This is a genomic window from Pseudomonas sp. AO-1, from assembly GCF_019775695.1.
GTDB classification, from domain to species: Bacteria; Pseudomonadota; Gammaproteobacteria; order Pseudomonadales; family Pseudomonadaceae; genus Aquipseudomonas; species Aquipseudomonas parakoreensis.
Window position 1 is genome coordinate 3,574,772 of sequence record NZ_CP079947.1, and the last position, 18,391, is coordinate 3,593,162.

At 60.4% G+C, this 18,391-nt stretch carries 22 protein-coding genes; 17 read left to right on the plus strand and 5 right to left on the minus strand.

The window, feature by feature from the left end:
• Positions 1 to 210: 210 nt before the first annotated feature.
• Complete coding sequence (locus KVQ82_RS16270) at positions 211 to 393, plus strand: DUF6026 family protein (RefSeq protein ID WP_041064455.1); 183 nt, start codon at positions 211 to 213, stop codon at positions 391 to 393.
• Positions 394 to 592: 199 nt separating this feature from the next.
• A complete protein-coding gene (locus tag KVQ82_RS16275; protein WP_041064457.1) occupies positions 593 to 2,341 on the plus strand; it encodes a phosphoethanolamine transferase CptA in 1,749 nt (582 codons plus the stop codon).
• 340 nt (positions 2,342 to 2,681) lie between these two features.
• On the opposite strand, the gene galU is transcribed toward KVQ82_RS16275, so the two are convergent.
• The gene (gene galU, locus KVQ82_RS16280; protein WP_007912230.1) at positions 2,682 to 3,521 is read right to left on the minus strand and encodes a UTP--glucose-1-phosphate uridylyltransferase GalU; all 840 of its coding nucleotides are present in this window, start codon (positions 3,519 to 3,521) and stop codon (positions 2,682 to 2,684) included.
• Between the two features lie 258 nt (positions 3,522 to 3,779).
• On the opposite strand from galU, the gene KVQ82_RS16285 reads away from it, so the two are divergent.
• The gene (locus tag KVQ82_RS16285) at positions 3,780 to 3,965 is read left to right on the plus strand and encodes a hypothetical protein (RefSeq protein WP_007964653.1); all 186 of its coding nucleotides are present in this window, start codon (positions 3,780 to 3,782) and stop codon (positions 3,963 to 3,965) included.
• A 152-nt stretch (positions 3,966 to 4,117) separates the two neighbouring features.
• Positions 4,118 to 4,405, plus strand: coding sequence for a hypothetical protein (locus KVQ82_RS16290; protein WP_131671764.1), 288 nt, complete (start codon positions 4,118 to 4,120; stop codon positions 4,403 to 4,405).
• 3 nt (positions 4,406 to 4,408) lie between these two features.
• Here the strand turns inward: KVQ82_RS16290 and KVQ82_RS16295 are convergent, their stop codons facing one another.
• Complete coding sequence (locus tag KVQ82_RS16295) at positions 4,409 to 4,639, minus strand: hypothetical protein (RefSeq protein ID WP_027612691.1); 231 nt, start codon at positions 4,637 to 4,639, stop codon at positions 4,409 to 4,411.
• 72 nt (positions 4,640 to 4,711) lie between these two features.
• Positions 4,712 to 5,068: a hypothetical protein gene (locus KVQ82_RS16300; protein ID WP_003225393.1), complete on the minus strand. Its 357-nt coding sequence runs from the start codon at positions 5,066 to 5,068 to the stop codon at positions 4,712 to 4,714.
• Positions 5,069 to 5,280: 212 nt separating this feature from the next.
• Here KVQ82_RS16300 and KVQ82_RS16305 point away from each other — a divergent pair, with 212 nt between their 5' ends.
• From KVQ82_RS16305 to ada, 5 genes are all read left to right on the plus strand, one after another.
• Positions 5,281 to 5,583, plus strand: coding sequence for a DUF1883 domain-containing protein (locus KVQ82_RS16305; protein ID WP_041064472.1), 303 nt, complete (start codon positions 5,281 to 5,283; stop codon positions 5,581 to 5,583).
• Between the two features lie 23 nt (positions 5,584 to 5,606).
• Complete coding sequence (locus KVQ82_RS16310) at positions 5,607 to 5,783, plus strand: hypothetical protein (RefSeq protein WP_162531605.1); 177 nt, start codon at positions 5,607 to 5,609, stop codon at positions 5,781 to 5,783.
• 94 nt (positions 5,784 to 5,877) lie between these two features.
• Positions 5,878 to 6,588: a 2OG-Fe(II) oxygenase gene (locus KVQ82_RS16315; protein ID WP_222014481.1), complete on the plus strand. Its 711-nt coding sequence runs from the start codon at positions 5,878 to 5,880 to the stop codon at positions 6,586 to 6,588.
• A 5-nt stretch (positions 6,589 to 6,593) separates the two neighbouring features.
• Positions 6,594 to 7,259 (plus strand): DNA oxidative demethylase AlkB, encoded by a 666-nt coding sequence (gene alkB / locus KVQ82_RS16320; RefSeq protein WP_222019410.1) that lies wholly within the window; start codon positions 6,594 to 6,596, stop codon positions 7,257 to 7,259.
• Between the two features lie 86 nt (positions 7,260 to 7,345).
• Complete coding sequence (ada, locus tag KVQ82_RS16325) at positions 7,346 to 8,413, plus strand: bifunctional DNA-binding transcriptional regulator/O6-methylguanine-DNA methyltransferase Ada (protein WP_222014482.1); 1,068 nt, start codon at positions 7,346 to 7,348, stop codon at positions 8,411 to 8,413.
• On the opposite strand, the gene KVQ82_RS16330 is transcribed toward ada, so the two are convergent.
• Positions 8,410 to 8,868 (minus strand): GyrI-like domain-containing protein, encoded by a 459-nt coding sequence (locus tag KVQ82_RS16330; protein ID WP_198759467.1) that lies wholly within the window; start codon positions 8,866 to 8,868, stop codon positions 8,410 to 8,412. The two genes, ada and KVQ82_RS16330, sit on opposite strands and share 4 nt — an antisense overlap.
• 62 nt (positions 8,869 to 8,930) lie before the next feature.
• On the minus strand, positions 8,931 to 9,914 hold the full coding sequence (locus tag KVQ82_RS16335; protein WP_222014483.1) for an MDR family oxidoreductase: 984 nt from the start codon (positions 9,912 to 9,914) through the stop codon (positions 8,931 to 8,933).
• Positions 9,915 to 10,103: 189 nt separating this feature from the next.
• On the opposite strand from KVQ82_RS16335, the gene KVQ82_RS16340 reads away from it, so the two are divergent.
• From KVQ82_RS16340 to KVQ82_RS16375, 8 genes are all read left to right on the plus strand, one after another.
• Positions 10,104 to 12,563, plus strand: a complete 2,460-nt coding sequence (locus KVQ82_RS16340) for an autotransporter (RefSeq protein WP_222014485.1) — start codon at positions 10,104 to 10,106, stop codon at positions 12,561 to 12,563.
• Between the two features lie 114 nt (positions 12,564 to 12,677).
• A complete protein-coding gene (locus KVQ82_RS16345) occupies positions 12,678 to 13,742 on the plus strand; it encodes a nitronate monooxygenase family protein (protein ID WP_222014486.1) in 1,065 nt (354 codons plus the stop codon).
• A 166-nt stretch (positions 13,743 to 13,908) separates the two neighbouring features.
• A complete protein-coding gene (modA, locus tag KVQ82_RS16350) occupies positions 13,909 to 14,676 on the plus strand; it encodes a molybdate ABC transporter substrate-binding protein (protein ID WP_108182818.1) in 768 nt (255 codons plus the stop codon).
• A complete protein-coding gene (modB, locus tag KVQ82_RS16355; RefSeq protein ID WP_222014487.1) occupies positions 14,677 to 15,357 on the plus strand; it encodes a molybdate ABC transporter permease subunit in 681 nt (226 codons plus the stop codon).
• Between the two features lie 3 nt (positions 15,358 to 15,360).
• On the plus strand, positions 15,361 to 16,440 hold the full coding sequence (gene modC / locus KVQ82_RS16360; protein ID WP_222014488.1) for a molybdenum ABC transporter ATP-binding protein: 1,080 nt from the start codon (positions 15,361 to 15,363) through the stop codon (positions 16,438 to 16,440).
• A gap of 69 nt (positions 16,441 to 16,509) precedes the next feature.
• Positions 16,510 to 17,538, plus strand: coding sequence for a DNA topoisomerase IB (locus KVQ82_RS16365; RefSeq protein ID WP_222014489.1), 1,029 nt, complete (start codon positions 16,510 to 16,512; stop codon positions 17,536 to 17,538).
• A gap of 189 nt (positions 17,539 to 17,727) precedes the next feature.
• Positions 17,728 to 17,958 (plus strand): hypothetical protein, encoded by a 231-nt coding sequence (locus KVQ82_RS16370; protein WP_041064505.1) that lies wholly within the window; start codon positions 17,728 to 17,730, stop codon positions 17,956 to 17,958.
• A 122-nt stretch (positions 17,959 to 18,080) separates the two neighbouring features.
• Positions 18,081 to 18,311 carry a hypothetical protein gene (locus KVQ82_RS16375; protein WP_007964939.1) on the plus strand — a complete coding sequence of 77 codons (231 nt, stop codon included), beginning with the start codon at positions 18,081 to 18,083 and terminating at the stop codon, positions 18,309 to 18,311.
• Positions 18,312 to 18,391 lie beyond the last annotated feature (80 nt).

Sequence of the window (18,391 nt, forward strand, 5' to 3'; positions counted from 1 at the left end):
AGGTTAGTCCAGAGCGTCGGGCCGAAGTTTCCGGGCATTGTGCCCGATCCAGACTGATAACGCCCCGAATCATGCCGAAGACACACCGACCATGAAAAATAAAAAAGTTCCATTCATGGGCAAAAGAAATCAAAATTGGCGCCGATAGCAGATCAGTAGCCCGGCACCGGGACAATCTGCAGTTGAGACACGCCATTTGCGAGGTGAGCAATGGGCACAGTACACACAGCAATGCCGCCACAAACCCTGTATGTCACGATCCGTCGCGATGAATTGCGCCAGTTGAAGGACGAGCGCGACCAATTGAAGCAGGAGCTGGCGCAACTGCGCTCGCTGACCCAGGGCGCTCAGCCCAAACCTCTGCCGGTTGTCCAGCGTCAACCGCACGCCTGACCTGCCCCGCCAGCTTCGGGAACGGCGCCCGTCGTTCCCGTCATGATCCGCTCCTGCCAACAATCAGCAACTAACGAAGTTTTCACATTACGTTCGTGATACTCGCGCCCATTCTGGTCGTGCGTTTGCGCGCGGCTTCCGTTCGTCGGTTTGATGTAGTGTTCCGGCGGTGGTTAGTGACGATGAGCTGGAGTGCTGAATGGCATTGTTCAAACGCAGCAAAACGACTGCGACAGGTTTCGACTGGGCCGGGGTTCTCTGGCTCTTTGCTTTTTTCTGGTACTTCTCGGGCATCACCCAACTGTTGATCCAACTGACCGGGACCTCCGGTTTCAGCGGTTTCCGTCAGGCCTTCGTAATGAGTGCGCTGTGGCTCGCCCCGATGCTGGCGTTCCCCAAACGTACCAAATTGCTGGCTGCGCTGATTGGTATTGTCCTGTGGGCCTGCTCCATGGCCAGCCTGGGCTACTTCTTCATCTATCAGCAGGAGTTCTCGCAAAGCGTCATCTTCATCATGTTCGAGTCGAACGTGTCGGAAGCCGGCGAGTACATGACCCAGTACTTTGCCTGGTGGATGATCCCGGCGTTCCTCGCGCATACCGCTTTCGCCTACTTTCTCTGGACACGCCTGCGCCCGGTGTACATGCCCCGAGGCCGGGCGTTCGTGGCTGCGATCGCGATCGTCTTCGCCGTGGTCGGCTATCCGCTGATCAAGCAGACCCAGCGTACCGGCAGTTTCGCCGGCGGTTTCGAGAAGTTCGAAGACCGCATCGAGCCAGCGGTGCCTTGGCAAATGGCCGTGGCTTACCACCGATACCTCGACACTCTGGCCGGCATGCAGGACATGCTGCACAGTGCAAGCAAGGTCCCGCCGCTGCATAACCTCAAGGCTGCCGACGCGGATAAACCGTCGACGCTGGTACTGGTGATCGGCGAATCGACCAACCGCCAGCGTATGAGCCTGTATGGCTATGGCCGCAAGACCACGCCGGAACTGGACAAGCTCAAGGATCAGCTCGCGGTGTTCGATAACGTGATCACCCCGCGCCCGTACACCATTGAGGCGTTGCAGCAGGTGCTGACCTTCGCCGACGAAGAGAATCCGGACTTGTACCTGTCCACGCCGTCACTGGTCAGCATGATGAAGCAGGCCGGCTACAAAACCTTCTGGATCACCAACCAGCAGACCATGACCAAGCGCAACACCATGCTCACGACCTTCTCCGAACAGGCCGACGAGCAGGTGTACCTGAACAACAACCGCAACCAGAACGCCGCGCAGTACGACGGTGACGTGATTGAGCCGTTCAACAAGGCGCTGAGCGACCCGGCGCAGCGCAAGTTGATCGTCGTGCATCTGCTCGGCACGCACATGAGCTATCAGTACCGCTATCCGCCGACCTTCGACAAGTTCCAGGACCGTACCGGCGTGCCGGCCGGTGTGCGTGACGATCAGGTGCCGACCTACAACAGCTACGACAACGCCGTGCTGTACAACGATTTCGTGGTATCGAGCCTGATCAAGGACTACGCCAAGTCCGATCCGAATGGTTTCCTGCTGTATCTCTCCGACCACGGTGAAGATGTGTTTGACTCGGTCGGCCACAACACCCTCGGCCGTAACGAGAACAAACCGACGGCACCGATGTACACCATCCCGTTCATGGCCTGGGCTTCGCCGAAATGGCGCGAGAACCATGACTGGAACTTTGCCGCCGACCTGAGCCGGCCGTACAGCAGCTCGCATCTGATCCACACCTGGGCGGACATGGCCGGTTTGAGTTTCGATGAACTGGACCGCAGCAAGAGTCTGGTCAGCGACAGCTTCAAACCGCGTCCACTGATGATCGGCAACCCGTACGAACGCGAGCAGCGCGCCTTGATCGACTTCAGCCTGATGAAGCCGAAAAAGGTCGAGCCCACCGCAGCGAATGTCGTGCAGCAGTAAGCGCCTGGAAGGCGCCGGTTTCGAGAAATCGCAATCGGAGTAACGCATAAAGAAAAAGCTCCGTATCGCAAGATACGGAGCTTTTTTCGTTCTGGGCGGATCGGTTGCCCGCTTGTCCTGGGCCCTGCAGTGCCGCCTGAAGGGAATCGGGGCCACCAGCAAACTCGCCCGCACCTTCCCGCGTTAAATAGCAGCCAGCACGCTCAGAAGGCGTCAGCCAATCACGCCGCCGGGACCAAGGTTTTTTCCAGCACAAAAACAAACGCCCCGAACAAGTCGGGGCGTTTGTGGGTGCATTCGCTTGGGTGCTCACACCCTTCGCGTTGCAGATCCGGCGCGATCAGTAAGCCTTGCCGGTCTTGTAGAAGTTCTCGAAGCAGAAGTTGGTCGCTTCGATGTAGCCTTCGGCGCCACCGCAGTCAAAACGCTTGCCCTTGAACTTGTAGGCCATGACGCAGCCATTCTGGGCTTGCTTCATCAGGGCGTCGGTGATCTGGATTTCACCGCCCTTGCCTGGCTCGGTCTGCTCGATCAGGTCGAAGATGTCCGGCGTCAGGATGTAACGACCGATGATCGCCAGGTTCGACGGCGCGTCTTCCGGCTTTGGCTTCTCGACCATGCTGTGGACGCGGTAGATGTCATCGCGGATCATCTCGCCGGCGATCACGCCATACTTGCTGGTTTCCTGCGGATCGACTTCCTGAATGGCGATGATCGAGCAGCGGAACTGCTTGTACAGCTTGACCATCTGGGTCAGTACGCCGTCGCCTTCGAGGTTGACGCACAGGTCGTCCGCCAGTACCACAGCGAAGGGTTCGTCACCGATCAGCGGGCGACCGGTGAGGATCGCGTGGCCCAGACCTTTCATTTCGGTCTGACGGGTGTAGGAGAACGAGCACTCGTCCAGCAGCTTGCGGATGCCGACCAGGTATTTCTCTTTGTCGGTGCCCTTGATCTGGTTTTCCAGCTCGTAGCTGATGTCGAAGTGGTCTTCCAGAGCGCGCTTGCCACGACCGGTCACGATCGAGATTTCAGTCAGGCCAGCGTCCAGAGCTTCTTCAACGCCGTACTGGATCAGTGGCTTGTTTACCACCGGCAGCATTTCTTTGGGCATGGCTTTAGTCGCTGGCAGGAAGCGAGTACCGTAACCGGCTGCTGGGAACAAGCATTTCTTGATCATATAAGTCCTTGAAAGGGCTGTGTGTACGAGTTTCGGCGCAGTCTAATCAGGCGGCGTGCACCTTACAATGCCCCGCACTGGCTAACCGATGCCAACATAGAGAAATATTCTCGCCGATAGTTCCGTTGGCGACTTCGACCCGCGAAAACAGAGTAGCTCAAACACGCAAATGCGCCGCATCACTCTACGCTCATCATCCCCCAATGTGAGGATTTGTCGGTATCATGGCGCCTTTGAACCAGCGAACGAGACAGATAGATGGCCGCGGTAAAAATCATCAACGGGTATGTGATCGACAAGAAAGACGGCAAGTGGAACCTGACCACGACCAATGGCGAACACATCGCCGGGCCTTTCGACAGCGAGCAGCTGGCGACTGATGTGGCGTCGGTGTTCACTGACACCCCTGCGTCGTCCAAACGCCGTGGCAAAGATCAGGACTGACCGGTTGCGACACGCGCCGAGCCCTGCCCTTGCGCAGGGCTTTTTTGTGGCCGCTCGCAAACCCGATGAAAACAAGTGGCCAATCGCTATAACCTTTTCACTCCGGCGCTGTCAGAGCGTTTAGCCCCTCCCTCGCTGAAGACGACACACTTATGAACATGAACAAAATGCTGCCGCTGATCGCGGTATTGGCCCTGGGTGGCTGTGCCACCTCGCAAACCACCTACCTGAACAACGGCGAACAGGGTTTGAGTATCGACTGCTCCGGGGAAGCCAACTCCTGGGCCACCTGCTACGAAAAAGCCGATGCTTCCTGCGCGGGCACCGGTTATCGCATTGTCGGTACCGACGGCACGCCGGCACCCAAGGAAAGCGACAAGACCCTGGGGGTCGATGTCGGCAACTATAAAAACCGCAGCGTGGTGGTGGTCTGCAAATAGACCCTACATGTGGATCTCGGCGAATTTGATCCCGAGCCCGCGCACGATCTCAATCAGGTCATCGAGCCGGGCGAAGGATTCGACTTCGTCGTTATCGTCGACCAGAAAATAGCTGCGACCGGCGCTCTTCTTGAAAAACACGATCCACTCACCCGAGTTCGCCGGATTCTGAATCACATGCGTGGCAGAGATAAGGCCCTCTGCATGCCGTTCCCGTACTTGCTCTCGCTTCATGCGCGACTCCAGAAATGAAAATGCCGCCACAGCATGACTGTGGCGGCATTGGTGCTGATGACCGCTATTCTATCAGCCGGAAATGCAGGCATTGGCGGCGTTTTGCACGTCACGAGGACGAATAGGCACATTGGACATGCGCTCATGCAACTTGATGCTGCTGCCGCCGGAACGATCGTCGATATCAAACACCGCTGCCGCGCCGGTGGAAAATTTCCCGGGAACAATCACTCGCACGCCATCCTTGTGCGGCTGCATCTGCAGCGCGCCTCGGCTGTTGGCAAGCTTGTCGGCCAGGCACTGAGCATACTCATGGGGTTTCTTGCCGGAAATCACGCTCATGGTGGGCAAGGTTTCATTGATTTCGGAAACACTCGCGCAACCACCCATGACCAACATCAACGGCAGACACACCACACCCCACTTCATACAAATACCTCCCATAAAGACCCTCGGACAGCAGTAATGCCATTTTTCTCCGAGGCTTACTCCATTAAACCCGCAGCGAATCGCGAATAACCGTTTTTAATTGTCAAAGCAGCGCTCGACGGCGGGATAATAACCCGTTCGGGCTGATAAACTGCGCCAATCGCACATGCTATCGTTTTGATTTAGTAGAAAAAGCCCTTCTGGAGGCGCCCATGAAATTCATTCACCAGCGCGAGCACCTCAACGAAGACGACATTGTCGTCATCCAATGCTCGCAAACCTGCAACATCCGCTTGATGAACGACGCCAACTTCCGCGCGTTCAAGAACGGCGGCCGCCACACCTACCACGGCGGTGCTTTCGACACGTTTCCTGCGCGCATCACCGCGCCGAGCACCGGTTTCTGGAACATCACCATCGACACCGTCAGCCGGCGCGCCATCAGCGTCACGCGCAAACCGACCCTGACCCACTCGATCAAGATCATCCGCCGCTCCAGCTCCAAACTGAGCTGAGTTGCCCCAACGCAAAGGTAAGCATGACCGTGGCCCAAACGACCAAATACGTCATCAAATACAAGCTCAACGGTGAGCGCCGCTTCGAGTTCGCGCAACTGCAAAACGGCACCGTGGAAGAAGCCAAGGCTGCACTGGATGCCATCCACGGCCAGACTGAAGATGTGATCAGCGATATCGCCGTCAGCAAAGCCCTGTAACCCAACAACCCGGATTCGACCGCAAGCGACGGAGTGTTCTGCCGCCGGAATTTGCCCAGACTGACAGCCTCGACCAAAGGGTTCAGGAGTCAGAATGTCAATGTCCCCGTCTCGGCTGGATGCGCTCGATTGGGCAAGCCTCGAACAGCATCTGGATCAATATGGCTATGCCATCGTCCGCTCGCTGCTGTCGGCGCAAACCTGCGAGCGCTTGAGCGCCCTGTATTCGCAGACCGAACCGTTTCGTTCGCAGGTCATCATGGCCCGCCACGGTTTCGGTCGCGGGGAATACAAGTACTTCAGCTATCCCCTGCCGACAACCATCGAACGTCTGCGCACTGCGCTTTACCCGCGTCTGGTGCCGCTGGCCAACCGCTGGTACGAACGCATGAATGTGCCTGTACGCTTTCCCGCAACCCATGCCGGGTTTGTGCAGCGCTGTCACGATGCCGGCCAACTGCGGCCCACACCCTTGCTGTTGCAATACGGCCCGCAGGACTACAACTGCCTGCATCAGGATCTGTACGGAGAACTGTTTTTCCCACTGCAAGTGGCGATTCTTCTGTCGGAGCCTGGACAGGATTTTACCGGTGGCGAGTTCGTCCTGACCGAGCAGCGTCCACGCCTGCAGTCGCGACCACACGTCGTGGACCTGCACAAGGGTGACGCTGTTATATTCGCGGTCAACCAGCGCCCGGTCAGCGGCACACGTGGCGATTATCGAGTGACCATGCGTCATGGCGTCAGTCGCCTGCACAGCGGAAACCGGCATACTCTGGGCATCATCTTCCACGACGCATTATGAGCAGCATGCAACCGAGCCACTTCGACCTGTTCGCCGACCACGAACCCGAGCAACAACCCCGCGCCGAGCAAATCGGCGAACAATCGTGGGTTTTGCGCGGTTTCGCCCTGCCGATGATCGATCAACTGTTGCCGGCGCTGGACGGCGTTCTCGCCGCAGCGCCATTGCGTCACATGATGACCCCGGGCGGTTTCAGCATGTCAGTGGGCACCAGCAGCTGCGGAGCGCTGGGCTGGATCACCGATCGCAGCGGTTATCGCTACAGCACCGTGGATCCGCTGAGCGGCAGACCATGGCCGGCAATGCCCCAAGTGTTGTTCGAACTGGCACAGAGAGCGGCGCAACGCGCAGGATTTGCCGGATTTCACGCGGATTCCTGCCTGATCAACCAATACGTCCCCGGCGCCAAGATGTCTTTGCACCAGGACAAAGACGAACATGCCTACGCGGCGCCGATCGTTTCGCTGTCATTGGGGTTGCCGGCAATGTTCCTGTTTGGTGGTTTTGTCCGCAGCGACAAGAGCCAGCGCATTCCTCTGCTGCACGGCGACATGGTGGTCTGGGGCGGGGTCGATCGCCTGCGTTTTCACGGTGTGCTGCCGATCAAGCCCGGCCAGCATCCGCGTCTGGGCGAGCGGCGGATCAATCTGACCTTCCGGGTCGCCGGGTGATCTGAAAAGTTTGACCGCAAGGCCCGGAGTGTTACCAACATCGCCGCTGGTTAACCTGAATCAAACAGGTCAACGGACTACTCGCCATGAAAAAGCTTTCACCCCTCATCAACGTTGAAACCGATCCACGCTGGGCCGCCGTCGTTGCACGGGACCCGCGGGCCGACGGACAGTTTGTCTATGCGGTGAAAACCACCGGCATCTATTGCCGCCCCAGCAGCCTTTCACGTTTACCCAAGCCGCAGAACGTCGAGTTCTTCGAAAGTGCTCAAGCTGCCGAGGCGGCGGGTTACCGCCCAAGCAAGCGCACCAGCAAGGATCAGACTGAAGTCGCCAGCCAGCACGCCGCGACCGTGGCGATGGCCTGTCGGCAGATCGAGTCGAGTGAAACAGTGCCCGCACTCAATGAACTCGCCGAAACCGCCGGCCTCAGCCCTTTCCATTTTCATCGGGTGTTCAAGGCCGCAACCGGCCTGACACCAAAGGGTTACGCGGCGGCGCATCGTTCGCGCCGGGTGCGTGAACGGCTCGCGGATGGCGGCACGGTGACCGATGCGCTGTACGACGCTGGTTTCAATTCCAACAGCCGCTTTTATGAGTCAGCCGACAAGGTGCTGGGCATGAAACCCGGCGACTACCGCGCGGCTGGACGCAACAACGACATTCATTTTGCCGTTGGCCAATGTTCCCTCGGAGCAATTCTGGTAGCGCAGAGTGAGCGCGGCGTGTGCGCGATTCTGTTGGGCGACGATCCGCATCAACTGGTATGCGATCTGCAGGATCAGTTCCGTCAGGCCAACCTGATTGGCGCCGACGCCGGGTTCGAACAGTTGATTGCCAAAGTGGTGGGCTTCATCGAAGCCCCAGCACTGGGCCTCGACTTGCCACTGGATGTGCGCGGCACAGCGTTTCAGGAGCGCGTATGGCAAGCGCTGCGGGAAATCCCGGTGGGTCGCACCGCCAGTTACGCCGAAATCGCACAACGCATTGGCGCACCGACGTCCATGCGCGCGGTGGCGCAAGCCTGCGGCGCCAACCGTCTGGCCGTGGCAATCCCTTGCCATCGCGTGGTGCGCAGCGATGGCAATCTCTCGGGGTATCGCTGGGGTGTGGAGCGCAAACGCCAGTTGCTGGAACGCGAAAACCAGCCTTAGCGAATCCCGATGCAGACCGCCACGGACTCGGGGCCGGTATAGGCCTCGTAGTCGGTGGCATAACGGCGCTGAATCTGAGGGTTCTCCTCAAAGAAGGTCCAGATCCGTCCCCAGGTCGCAATGACCGCGTCGGGCAATGGGCCCTGCGCCTCGAACACCAGATACTCGCCGGCTTCGATCTGTACGGTCTCATAGCCTTTTGGTCGTGCATTGACCGCGACCCCCGCGGTGACATCGAACGCACCCGAGGCATCGGATTCATAGGCCGAATACACACCATAAATTGCTGAGCCGGGGATCTTGCCGGGAATACTCTCGGCCTGTTCTTCACTGAAAAACCGGCCCCACATTGGGCCGATCTTTGCGCTATGGGGCTGGTGCTCTGCGGCGTTGGTCGTGCGCACACGCAGGCCGGCCACGGTGAAGGCGTCGATTTGCTGTCGTTTCAAATCCATCGAAAATGCCGCTCCCTGTAATAGAAGTGCGGCCACGCAGGGCCGCAATGGCGCTTACTCTGTCAGCGATTGACGTCGACCACAACCCTGCCGCGCAGCTGTCCGGCGAGCAATTTGGGTGCCGCGTCGATGGCTTCGCTCAGGGCGATTTCGTGGCTGATCAAAGGTAACAGGGCGAAGTCCAGATCCTTGGCCAGACGTTTCCAGGCGTCGATCCGCCGGGCCTTGGGTTGGGTCACGCTGTTGATGCCGGCCAGGGTCACGCCGCGCAGAATGAACGGCGCCACCGACGCAGGAAAATCCATACCCTGGGCCAGACCGCAGGCCGCCACCGTGCCTTCGGCGCGGGTGCTGGCACAGGCGTTGGCCAGGGTGTGGCTGCCGACCGAGTCGACCACGCCGGCCCAGCGTTCCCTGGCCAGCGGTTTGCCCGGTTCCGACAAGGATGCGCGGTCGATGATCTCGCTGGCGCCCAGTTGTTTCAGGTACTCATGCTCGGACACCCGGCCGGTGGACGCCACCACGCGATACCCGAGTTTGCTGAGCAAGGCGATGGCGAAACTGCCCACCCCACCATTGGCGCCGGTCACCAGCACTTCACCCTGATCCGGCGTCACGCCGTTACGCTCCAGCGCCAGAATGCACAGCATCGCCGTGTAGCCGGCGGTACCGATGGCCATCGCTTGCGCGGCGCTGAAGGCCTCGGGCAAGGGAATCAGCCAATCGCCACGGAGGCGCGCCTTTTGTGCCAGGCCGCCCCAGTGACTTTCGCCCACGCCCCAGCCATTGAGCAGCACCTGATCACCCACCTTATAGTCAGGATGCGAACTGACCTCGACCGTGCCCGCCAGGTCGATCCCAGGCACCATCGGAAACTGGCGTACCACCGGGCTGCTGCCGGTAATCGCCAGACCATCCTTGAAGTTCAGCGTGCTGTACGCCACCTGCACCGTCACGTCGCCTTCGGGCAACTGCGCTTCATCGATCTGCTGCAGGCTGGCGCGGTAACCGCTGTCGTCTTTGTCGATCAAAATGCCGTTGAACATGGCTGCCTCTCACTCAATGGATTCAAATCCTCGCGCCTTGAAATAACACAAAGCAACACATTGCCCCACCCGACTTTGCGCCAATTCGCAAATCCGTCCAGTCATTCCAGAGCGGGCGACTATGCTTTTTCGACGGTCGTGCTTTCGCTGCCCCCCTGCTGAAAGCGGCCCCTGTCGATGGAGCTGACAATGCCTTACCCGCGCTCATGGCTTGCAATCCTCATGCTGTGCCTGCTGACCGCCGGCAACCCGTGGGCCGCCCCGGCCACTGCCGACAAACCCGCCGCTGCTGACGCCGCCCCCAGCGCGCCGACGTGGCCGCAAGTGATCACCAGCGGCAAGGCCAGGCTGACCGTGTACCAGCCGCAACTCGACAGCTGGGATGGCTACACACTCAATGCCCGGGCGGCGGTCGAAGCCACCGGCGCCGACGGCAAACCCACCTACGGCATTGTCCAGTTCAGTGCGCACACGTTGGTCGACAAGGCCACGCGCTGGGTCGCACTGGATCAATACAAGATCATCAAGGCCGACTTCCCCGCCGATGCCAGTGAGGCGGATGTCTGGCTCGCGGCACTGCAAAAGGATGCCCAGAGCCGCAAGAAGACCATTTCCCTCGATCAACTCGAGGCCGCCGTCGGTGTGTTGTCGGCAGAGCAGAAAGCCGACAGCGCGCCACTGGAAAATACCCCGCCGGCGATCATCAGTTCCGACGTCCCCGCCCTGCTTGTCTATATTGATGGCGACGCGGCGTATCGCGCGGTCGAGGGCACCGCGTTGCAGCGGGTGATCAACACCCGCCCGTTATTGCTCAAGGACGCCGAGGGCAAGCACTACTTGCATGTGTTTGATGGCTGGATGGTCGCTGACAACCTCAGCGGCGAATACACTCGTCTGACGACACCGCCGGCCGATCTGGAGAAGGCCAAACAGGTGGCGATCCAGAGCCGTCAGGTCGATCTGCTGACCGGGCAGAGTGATCCGAAAGACAAGGTGCCAAATCTGGCCAAGCCGCCGCAGCCGAAAATTTTCATCGCCACCACCCCCACCGAGCTGATCGTTACCGACGGGGCTGCGCAGTGGTCGCCGATCCAGGGCACCAGCCTGCTCTACGTGAGCAACACCACAGGGCACATCTTCAAGGAAATCGGCGACCAGAACAGCTACGTGCTGATTTCCGGACGCTGGTTCCGGGCCGCCGACATGAACGGGCCGTGGACGTTTACCCCGGCGGACAAATTGCCTGCCGACTTCGCCAACATCCCCGACGACAGCCCGAAAGAGAACGTCAAGGCCTCCGTCGCCGGTACGCCGCAGGCCAAGGAAGCCGCGATTGCCGCCACCATCCCGCAAACCTCGGCGATCAAGAAAAGTGCAGTGAAAATGACCGCGCCGCAGTTCGACGGCGAGCCGCAACTCAAACCGATCAACACCACGTCGCTGCAATATGTGGTCAACAGCGCGACGCCGATCATTCGTGTCGACAACGACAGCTGGTATGCCGTGGAGAACGGCATCTGGTTCACCGCAACGACAGTCAGCGGACCGTGGGTCGTCGCCAGTTCGGTTCCGTCGGTGATCTATTCAATCCCGCCGAGTTCACCGATGCATTACCTCACATACGTCAAAGTCTATGAGTCCAGCGGCGACACGGTGGTGGTTGGTTACACCCCAGGGTATCAAGGGTCGAACCTGGATCCGGCCACGGGTGTGGTGGTTTACGGCACCGGATATCCGTACACCCCGTGGGTTGGCAGTGTCTGGTATGGGCCGCCCGTGACCTACGGTTTCGGCGTCGCGATTCGCTATACACCCTGGACCGGCTGGACCTTCGGTTTCGGCTTCGGCTGGAGCTGGGGCGGCAACACCGTGGCAATGGGTTGGGGCTGGGGCGCTTATCCGTGGTGGGGCAATTACGGCTGGGGTTATGCCTGGGGGCCGCGCTTGTATCCGGCGCCGCTGGCCTGGGGCGGCGCCGCTTACGGCTATCGCGGCGGTGCCGTAGCCTGGGGGCCCGGTGGCTGGGCCGGCACCACCGGCAACATTTATCGTCAGTGGGGCGACCGCGCGACCGTCAGCCGTTACGGCGCCGGCTACAACGCCTGGACCGGCAATCGCTGGGCCGGTCAGGTCGGTTCGTCCTATAACTCGCGCACCGGGATTGCTGCGGCGGGCCAGCGCGGTGCCGTACACAATGCCTACAACGGCAACTACGCGGCCGGACGCAGCGGTGAGGTGGTCGGGCCGAACGGTGGCGCCATCGCCGGCGGCCGAGTGACGGCGGGCAACGCACGCAACGGCACGCAAGTCACCGCCAACCGTGGCGCGGTGTACAACCCCAACACCGACAAGACCACGCAATATGCTGGCGTCAAGGGACGCAACAGCGGCGCTGCACGGGTCGGCGACAACGTCTATGCCGGGCACGACGGTAACGTCTACAAGAAAACCGACAACGGTTGGCAATCAATGGTCAAGGGCAGCCCGACCCGCACGGCACCGGTCAACAACACTGCCCAGCTGCAGAATCTCAATCGTGAATCTGCAGCGCGCAACTTCGGCAACCAGCGCACCAACAACTTTCACAACTCCTCGCAAGTCATGAACCGTTCATTTGGCGGCGGTGGCGGTGGTTTTCATCGACGCTGACGGCGCATGGCTGTCCGTGCGAGGAAAATTCGCGCTGGCCCTGAGTCCGGTTTTGCTGTTAAAAAACCGGCTCTGCCGTCCCTGCCCCGTTTCATCGTTCGGAGAACCGCTTCCATGAGCCAATGGCCTGACACTCGCATTCTTGACCTGCTCGGCATCGAGCTGCCGATCATCCAGGGCCCAATGGCCGGTGCCACGAACTCGGCCATGGTGATCGCCGTGTGCAACGCCGGCGGCCTGGGTTCGATGCCCGCCGCAATGCTGAGTATCGAGCAACTGCGCGAAGAACTGCAGACCATCCGCGAACACACTCGCAAGCCGTTCAACGTCAACTTCTTCTGCCATCAGCCACCGGCTGCCGATGAACAGCGCGCGCGGGACTGGAAAAACCTGCTGGAGCCGTACTACCGCGAACTGGGTGTCGATTTCGATGCACCGACGCCGGTGTCCAACCGGGCACCCTTCGATGCAGCAGCGTGCGCCGTGCTGGAAGAGTTTCGTCCTGAAGTCGTGAGTTTTCACTTCGGCCTGCCGGAGAAATCCCTGCTGGATCGGGTCAAGGCCACGGGTGCGAAAATCCTCTCGTCTGCCACCACTGTCGATGAAGCGGTGTGGCTGGAACAAAACGGTTGCGACGCGATCATCGCCATGGGCTACGAGGCAGGTGGTCATCGCGGGATGTTTCTCAGCGATGACCTGAGCAGTCAGGTCGGTACCTTTGCCCTGGTGCCGCAGATTGTCGATGCGGTGAAAGTACCGGTGATCGCTGCCGGCGCCATTGCCGATGCGCGCGGGGTGGCCGCGGCATTGATGCTCGGTGCATCGGCAGCGCAGGTCGGCACCGCGTATCTGTTTACCCCGGAAGCGAAAGTCAGCGCTTCCCATCATCAGGCGCTGCGCACCGCCAAGGAAAGCGAAACCGCGATTACCAACCTGTTCACCGGCCGCCCGGCTCGCGGCATTCTCAATCGGGTGATGCGCGAAATCGGCCCGATGTCAGCGAAAGCCCCAGCCTTCCCGCTGGCCGGCGGAGCGCTGATGCCCTTGCGTGCAAAAAACGAAGCGCAGTTCAGCAACCTCTGGGCCGGGCAGGCTTTTCCGTTGGGCAAGGAGCTGAGCAGCGCCGAACTGACCCGGGAACTGGCGCAAGGCGCGCTGGCAAAACTGGTCCGACACTGACCCGATCCAGGATGAGGCACGGCGCAGCCTCATCCTGTATACAACAGCACTTCCTGTTTAGCGGCATTTCGCTATATATTTCGCTATATAGCGTTTCACCCTTCGCATCGGTGCAGTCCACCTCCAACAATAACTGCCCTCTGCACTCGCCAATAACGGAGCTGTTATGACCATTCGTGCCTCACGTTTTGCCCCCACTTGCCTGGCTTCTTTGCTGGCGGTATTTGCCTTTGGCGCCGCTCACGCCGATGAGGTGCAGGTGGCGGTTGCCGCCAACTTCACCGCGCCGATCCAGGCCATTGCCGCCGACTTCGAAAAAGACACCGGGCACAAACTGGTCGCCGCCTACGGGGCCACCGGCCAGTTCTACACCCAGATCAAGAACGGCGCGCCGTTCGAAGTGTTCCTCTCGGCGGACGACACCACGCCGGAAAAACTGGAAAAAGAAGGCGATACCGTCAAGGGCTCGCGCTTCACCTACGCCATCGGCACCCTGGCGCTGTGGTCGGCGAAGGAAGGTTATGTCGATGGCAAAGGCGAAGTGCTGAAGAAAAATGAATACCAGCACCTGTCCATCGCCAATCCGAAAGCCGCACCGTACGGGCTGGCCGCCACTCAGGTGCTGGAAAAACTCAAGCTGACTGAAGCGACCAAAGCCAAAATCGTCGAAGGCCAGAACATCACCCAGGCCTACCAGTTCGTGTCCACCGGTAATGCGGAACTGGGCTTCGTAGCACTGTCGCAAATCTACAAGGACGGCAAGGTCACCAGCGGTTCGGCGTGGATCGTTCCAGCGAACATGCACGACCCGATCAAACAGGACGCGGTAATCCTGAACAAAGGCAAAGACAGCGCCGCCGCCAAAGCACTGGTTGACTACCTCAAAGGCCCGAAAGCCGCTGCGGTGATCAAGTCCTACGGTTACCAGCTCTAAATGTCGCTCTCGAGTGCCGACTTCGCGGCGATCTGGCTGACCCTGAAACTGGCGTCCCTGACCACCGCGATCCTGCTGGTCGTCGGCACTCCGATTGCCCTGTGGCTGGCGCGCAGTCGTTCCTGGCTGCGCGGCCCCATTGGCGCAATCGTCGCCCTGCCCCTCGTGCTACCGCCGACCGTGATCGGCTTCTATCTGCTGCTGGCAATGGGGCCCAATGGCTTTCTCGGCCACTTCACGCAATGGCTGGGCCTGGGCACGCTGACCTTCAGTTTTACCGGGCTGGTGATCGGTTCGGTGATCTATTCCATGCCGTTTGTGGTGCAACCGTTGCAGAACGCGTTCGCGGCCATCGGCACCCGTTCACTGGAAGTGGCCGCGACCTTGCGCGCCAATCCCTGGGACACTTTCTTCAGCGTGATCCTGCCTTTGACCCGCCCCGGTTTCGTGACGGCGGCGATCCTCGGGTTCGCGCATACCGTCGGTGAGTTCGGTGTGGTGCTGATGATCGGCGGCAACATTCCCGACAAGACCCGCGTGGTTTCGGTGCAGATCTACGACCATGTCGAAGCGATGGAATATGCTCAAGCCCATTGGCTGGCCGGGGCGATGCTGGTGTTTTCGTTTCTGGTGTTGCTGGCGCTCTACTCCAGCCGCAAGACCCGCGCGGGCTGGAGCTGATCGATGATTGATGCACGTCTGAAAATCACTTATTCGGGTTTCAACCTGGATGTTGATCTGCATTTGCCGGGGCGTGGCGTGACTGCGCTGTACGGTCATTCCGGTTCGGGCAAAACCACCTGCCTGCGCTGTATCGCCGGGCTTGAGCGCGCCGAGCAAGGTTTCATCCAGATCAACGACGAAGTCTGGCAGGACAGCGAGCGTCGGATTTTTGTCCCACCGCACAAACGTGCGCTGGGTTACGTGTTCCAGGAAGCCAGTCTGTTCCCGCACCTGTCAGTGCTGGCCAATCTGCAGTTCGGTCTCAAGCGCATTGCCAAGGCCCAGCGCCGTGTCGACATGGCGCAAGCCACCGAACTGCTGGGCATCGGCCATCTGCTGGAGCGCCATCCGCAGCATCTGTCCGGCGGCGAACGCCAGCGTGTCGGTATCGCCCGCGCGCTGTTGACCAGTCCGAAACTGCTGCTGATGGATGAGCCGTTGGCGGCCCTCGACAGCCAGCGCAAAAACGAAATCCTGCCGTACCTGCAACGTCTGCATGATGAACTGGACATCCCGGTGCTCTATGTCAGCCACGCGCAGGATGAGGTGGCGCGGCTGGCCGATCATCTGGTGTTGCTCAGCGACGGCAGGGCCCTGGCCAGCGGTCCGATTGGCGAGACCCTCGCGCGGCTGGACCTGCCAATGGCGCTGGGCGATGACGCCGGGGTGATCATCGAAGGCCAGGTCAGCGCCTACGATGCCCAGTACCAACTGCTGAGTCTGCAATTGCCGGCCACGGCCATGAACATCCGCGTGACGCACGCGCCGATGGCGGTCGGTCAAGCCTTGCGCTGCAAGGTACACGCCCGCGACATCAGTCTGGCCCTGCACAACAGCGAAGCCAGCAGCATCCTCAATCGCTTGCCGGTGACCGTGGTCAGCGAGCTGGCGGCGGACAACGCCGCGCATGTGCTGATTCGTCTGGATGCCGGTGGAACACCGCTGCTGGCGCGGATCACGCGATTTTCCCGGGATCAGCTCGGCATCCACCCGGGCCAGCATTTGTGGGCGCAGATCAAGGCCGTCGCCGTGCTGGCCTGAATTGGTTGGCACGACGGCCACGGCCCGCGGTCAATCGCTGTAACAGAGCGATTCGCCAAGGACACCGCCATGCCCGACACCGCACTAGCCGACGTCTTACCGCCCGACTTGCATTACGTCGACGACACCCAACCCGGCATCCGCCGCAAAAAACTGCGTGGCAAATTCGCCTACTTCGATCCGGACGGGCAGCGCATCAACGACCCCGATGAGATCAAGCGGATCAACGCGCTGGCAGTACCGCCGGCCTATACCGACGTGTGGATCTGCGCCGATCCGCGGGGCCATTTGCAGGCCACTGGCCGCGATGCCCGGGGCCGCAAGCAGTATCGCTATCACCCGCGCTGGCGCGAGGTACGCGACGCCGACAAGTACTCGCGCTTGCGTGAGTTCGGCCTGGCGCTGCCGAAGTTGCGCAAACAGCTCGAAACCCTGCTCGACGCACCCGGCTTCAGCCGCGACAAGGTCATGGCCACGGTCATCACGTTGCTCGACGCCACACTGATACGCGTCGGCAACACCCAGTACGCGCGGGACAACCGCTCCTATGGCCTGACCACCCTGCGCAGCCGGCATGTCGAGGTCAACGGCAGCGCGATCCTGTTCCAGTTTCGCGGTAAAAGCGGCATTGAACACCAGATCACCGTCAAGGATCGTCGCCTGGCGCGCATCATCAAGCGCTGCATGGAAATCCCGGGACAGAATCTGTTTCAGTATCTGGATGAAAATGGCGAGCGGCACACCGTCAGCTCCCACGACGTCAACAGCTACCTGCAAACCCTTACCGGTGCCGACTTCACTGCCAAGGATTACCGCACCTGGGCCGGCAGCGCGCTGGCCCTGGCGGTATTGCGCGAACTGCAATGGGAGTCCGAAGCCGAGGCGAAACGGCATGTGGTGGAGATGGTCAAGAGCGTGTCCAAACAGCTGGGCAACACCCCGGCGGTGTGCCGCAAATGCTACATCCACCCGGCCGTGGTCGAGCGCTTCCTGCTCGGTGCCTTGGCCGAACTGCCACGCCCGAGGGTGCGCAAGGGCTTGCGCGCCGAGGAAGTGGCGCTGGCGATGTTTCTCGAGCAAATGATGGACGCGTCTTGATCGCGCTGGTAGCCGAACAATCAATCGCGGTTTCCCAGGTTCCAGAGTTTCTACAGGCGTTGAGGCCGACGCATCGCCTGGATTGGCGCGCCACCGAGTGGCTGCAACCGACGAACTGACTGGCTATTTTTTGCACGATCGGCCAAGGCTTCTATAGTTGATCTGACACCTATTTGCTGTGGTGACGCCATGGAAGACATCTTTGTCGTGAAGCGCTGCAACAAGATCATCATTCACGGCCGTCGCGCCGGGGAAAGTCAGCATGAACCTGCCGAATCCAGCAGCTGGTTTCGGATCAATGACACCCGAACCGGAGGCTTCATCGGTGATGGCTATGATCTTGAGGAAGATGCCCGGCGCGAATGCCAAAGGCTCAATGCGGCCAGCTCGCCGCGACCGGCGCGACAATCGGCCGGCTGATGCAATTGACAGGCGGGGTCTATACTCAAAGCAGCTGACGGACCAGCGCCCCAACGGCAGAGAGCTCGCAGCCCGCGGGCTTTTTGCTGCCTCTCAACGGTTTGTCTGAACGGAGGTGTTCCATGTCCGAAAAAGAGTCCATCACCACCCTCCTCACCCTGCTTGACTCCCGTCAGGCGCGCCTGGCTGCGGCCTGCAAGGAAATTGCCGACTGGGTCGATCATCAAGGCGGCCATCCGACCGCCCTGCGCATACGTGATCGCCTGAACGACATCGAAAAAGATACGCCGCTGATTCGCAGCACCCTGTCTTCGCTGCAACCTGTCGAGCGGCCACTGCCTCGTTTCAGATGACCGGATGGCAATAAACGACAGTCTCAACGCGTACCGCTTGGCCGACCCGGCGAACACCCGCAGTCGTGGGAGGTCATAAC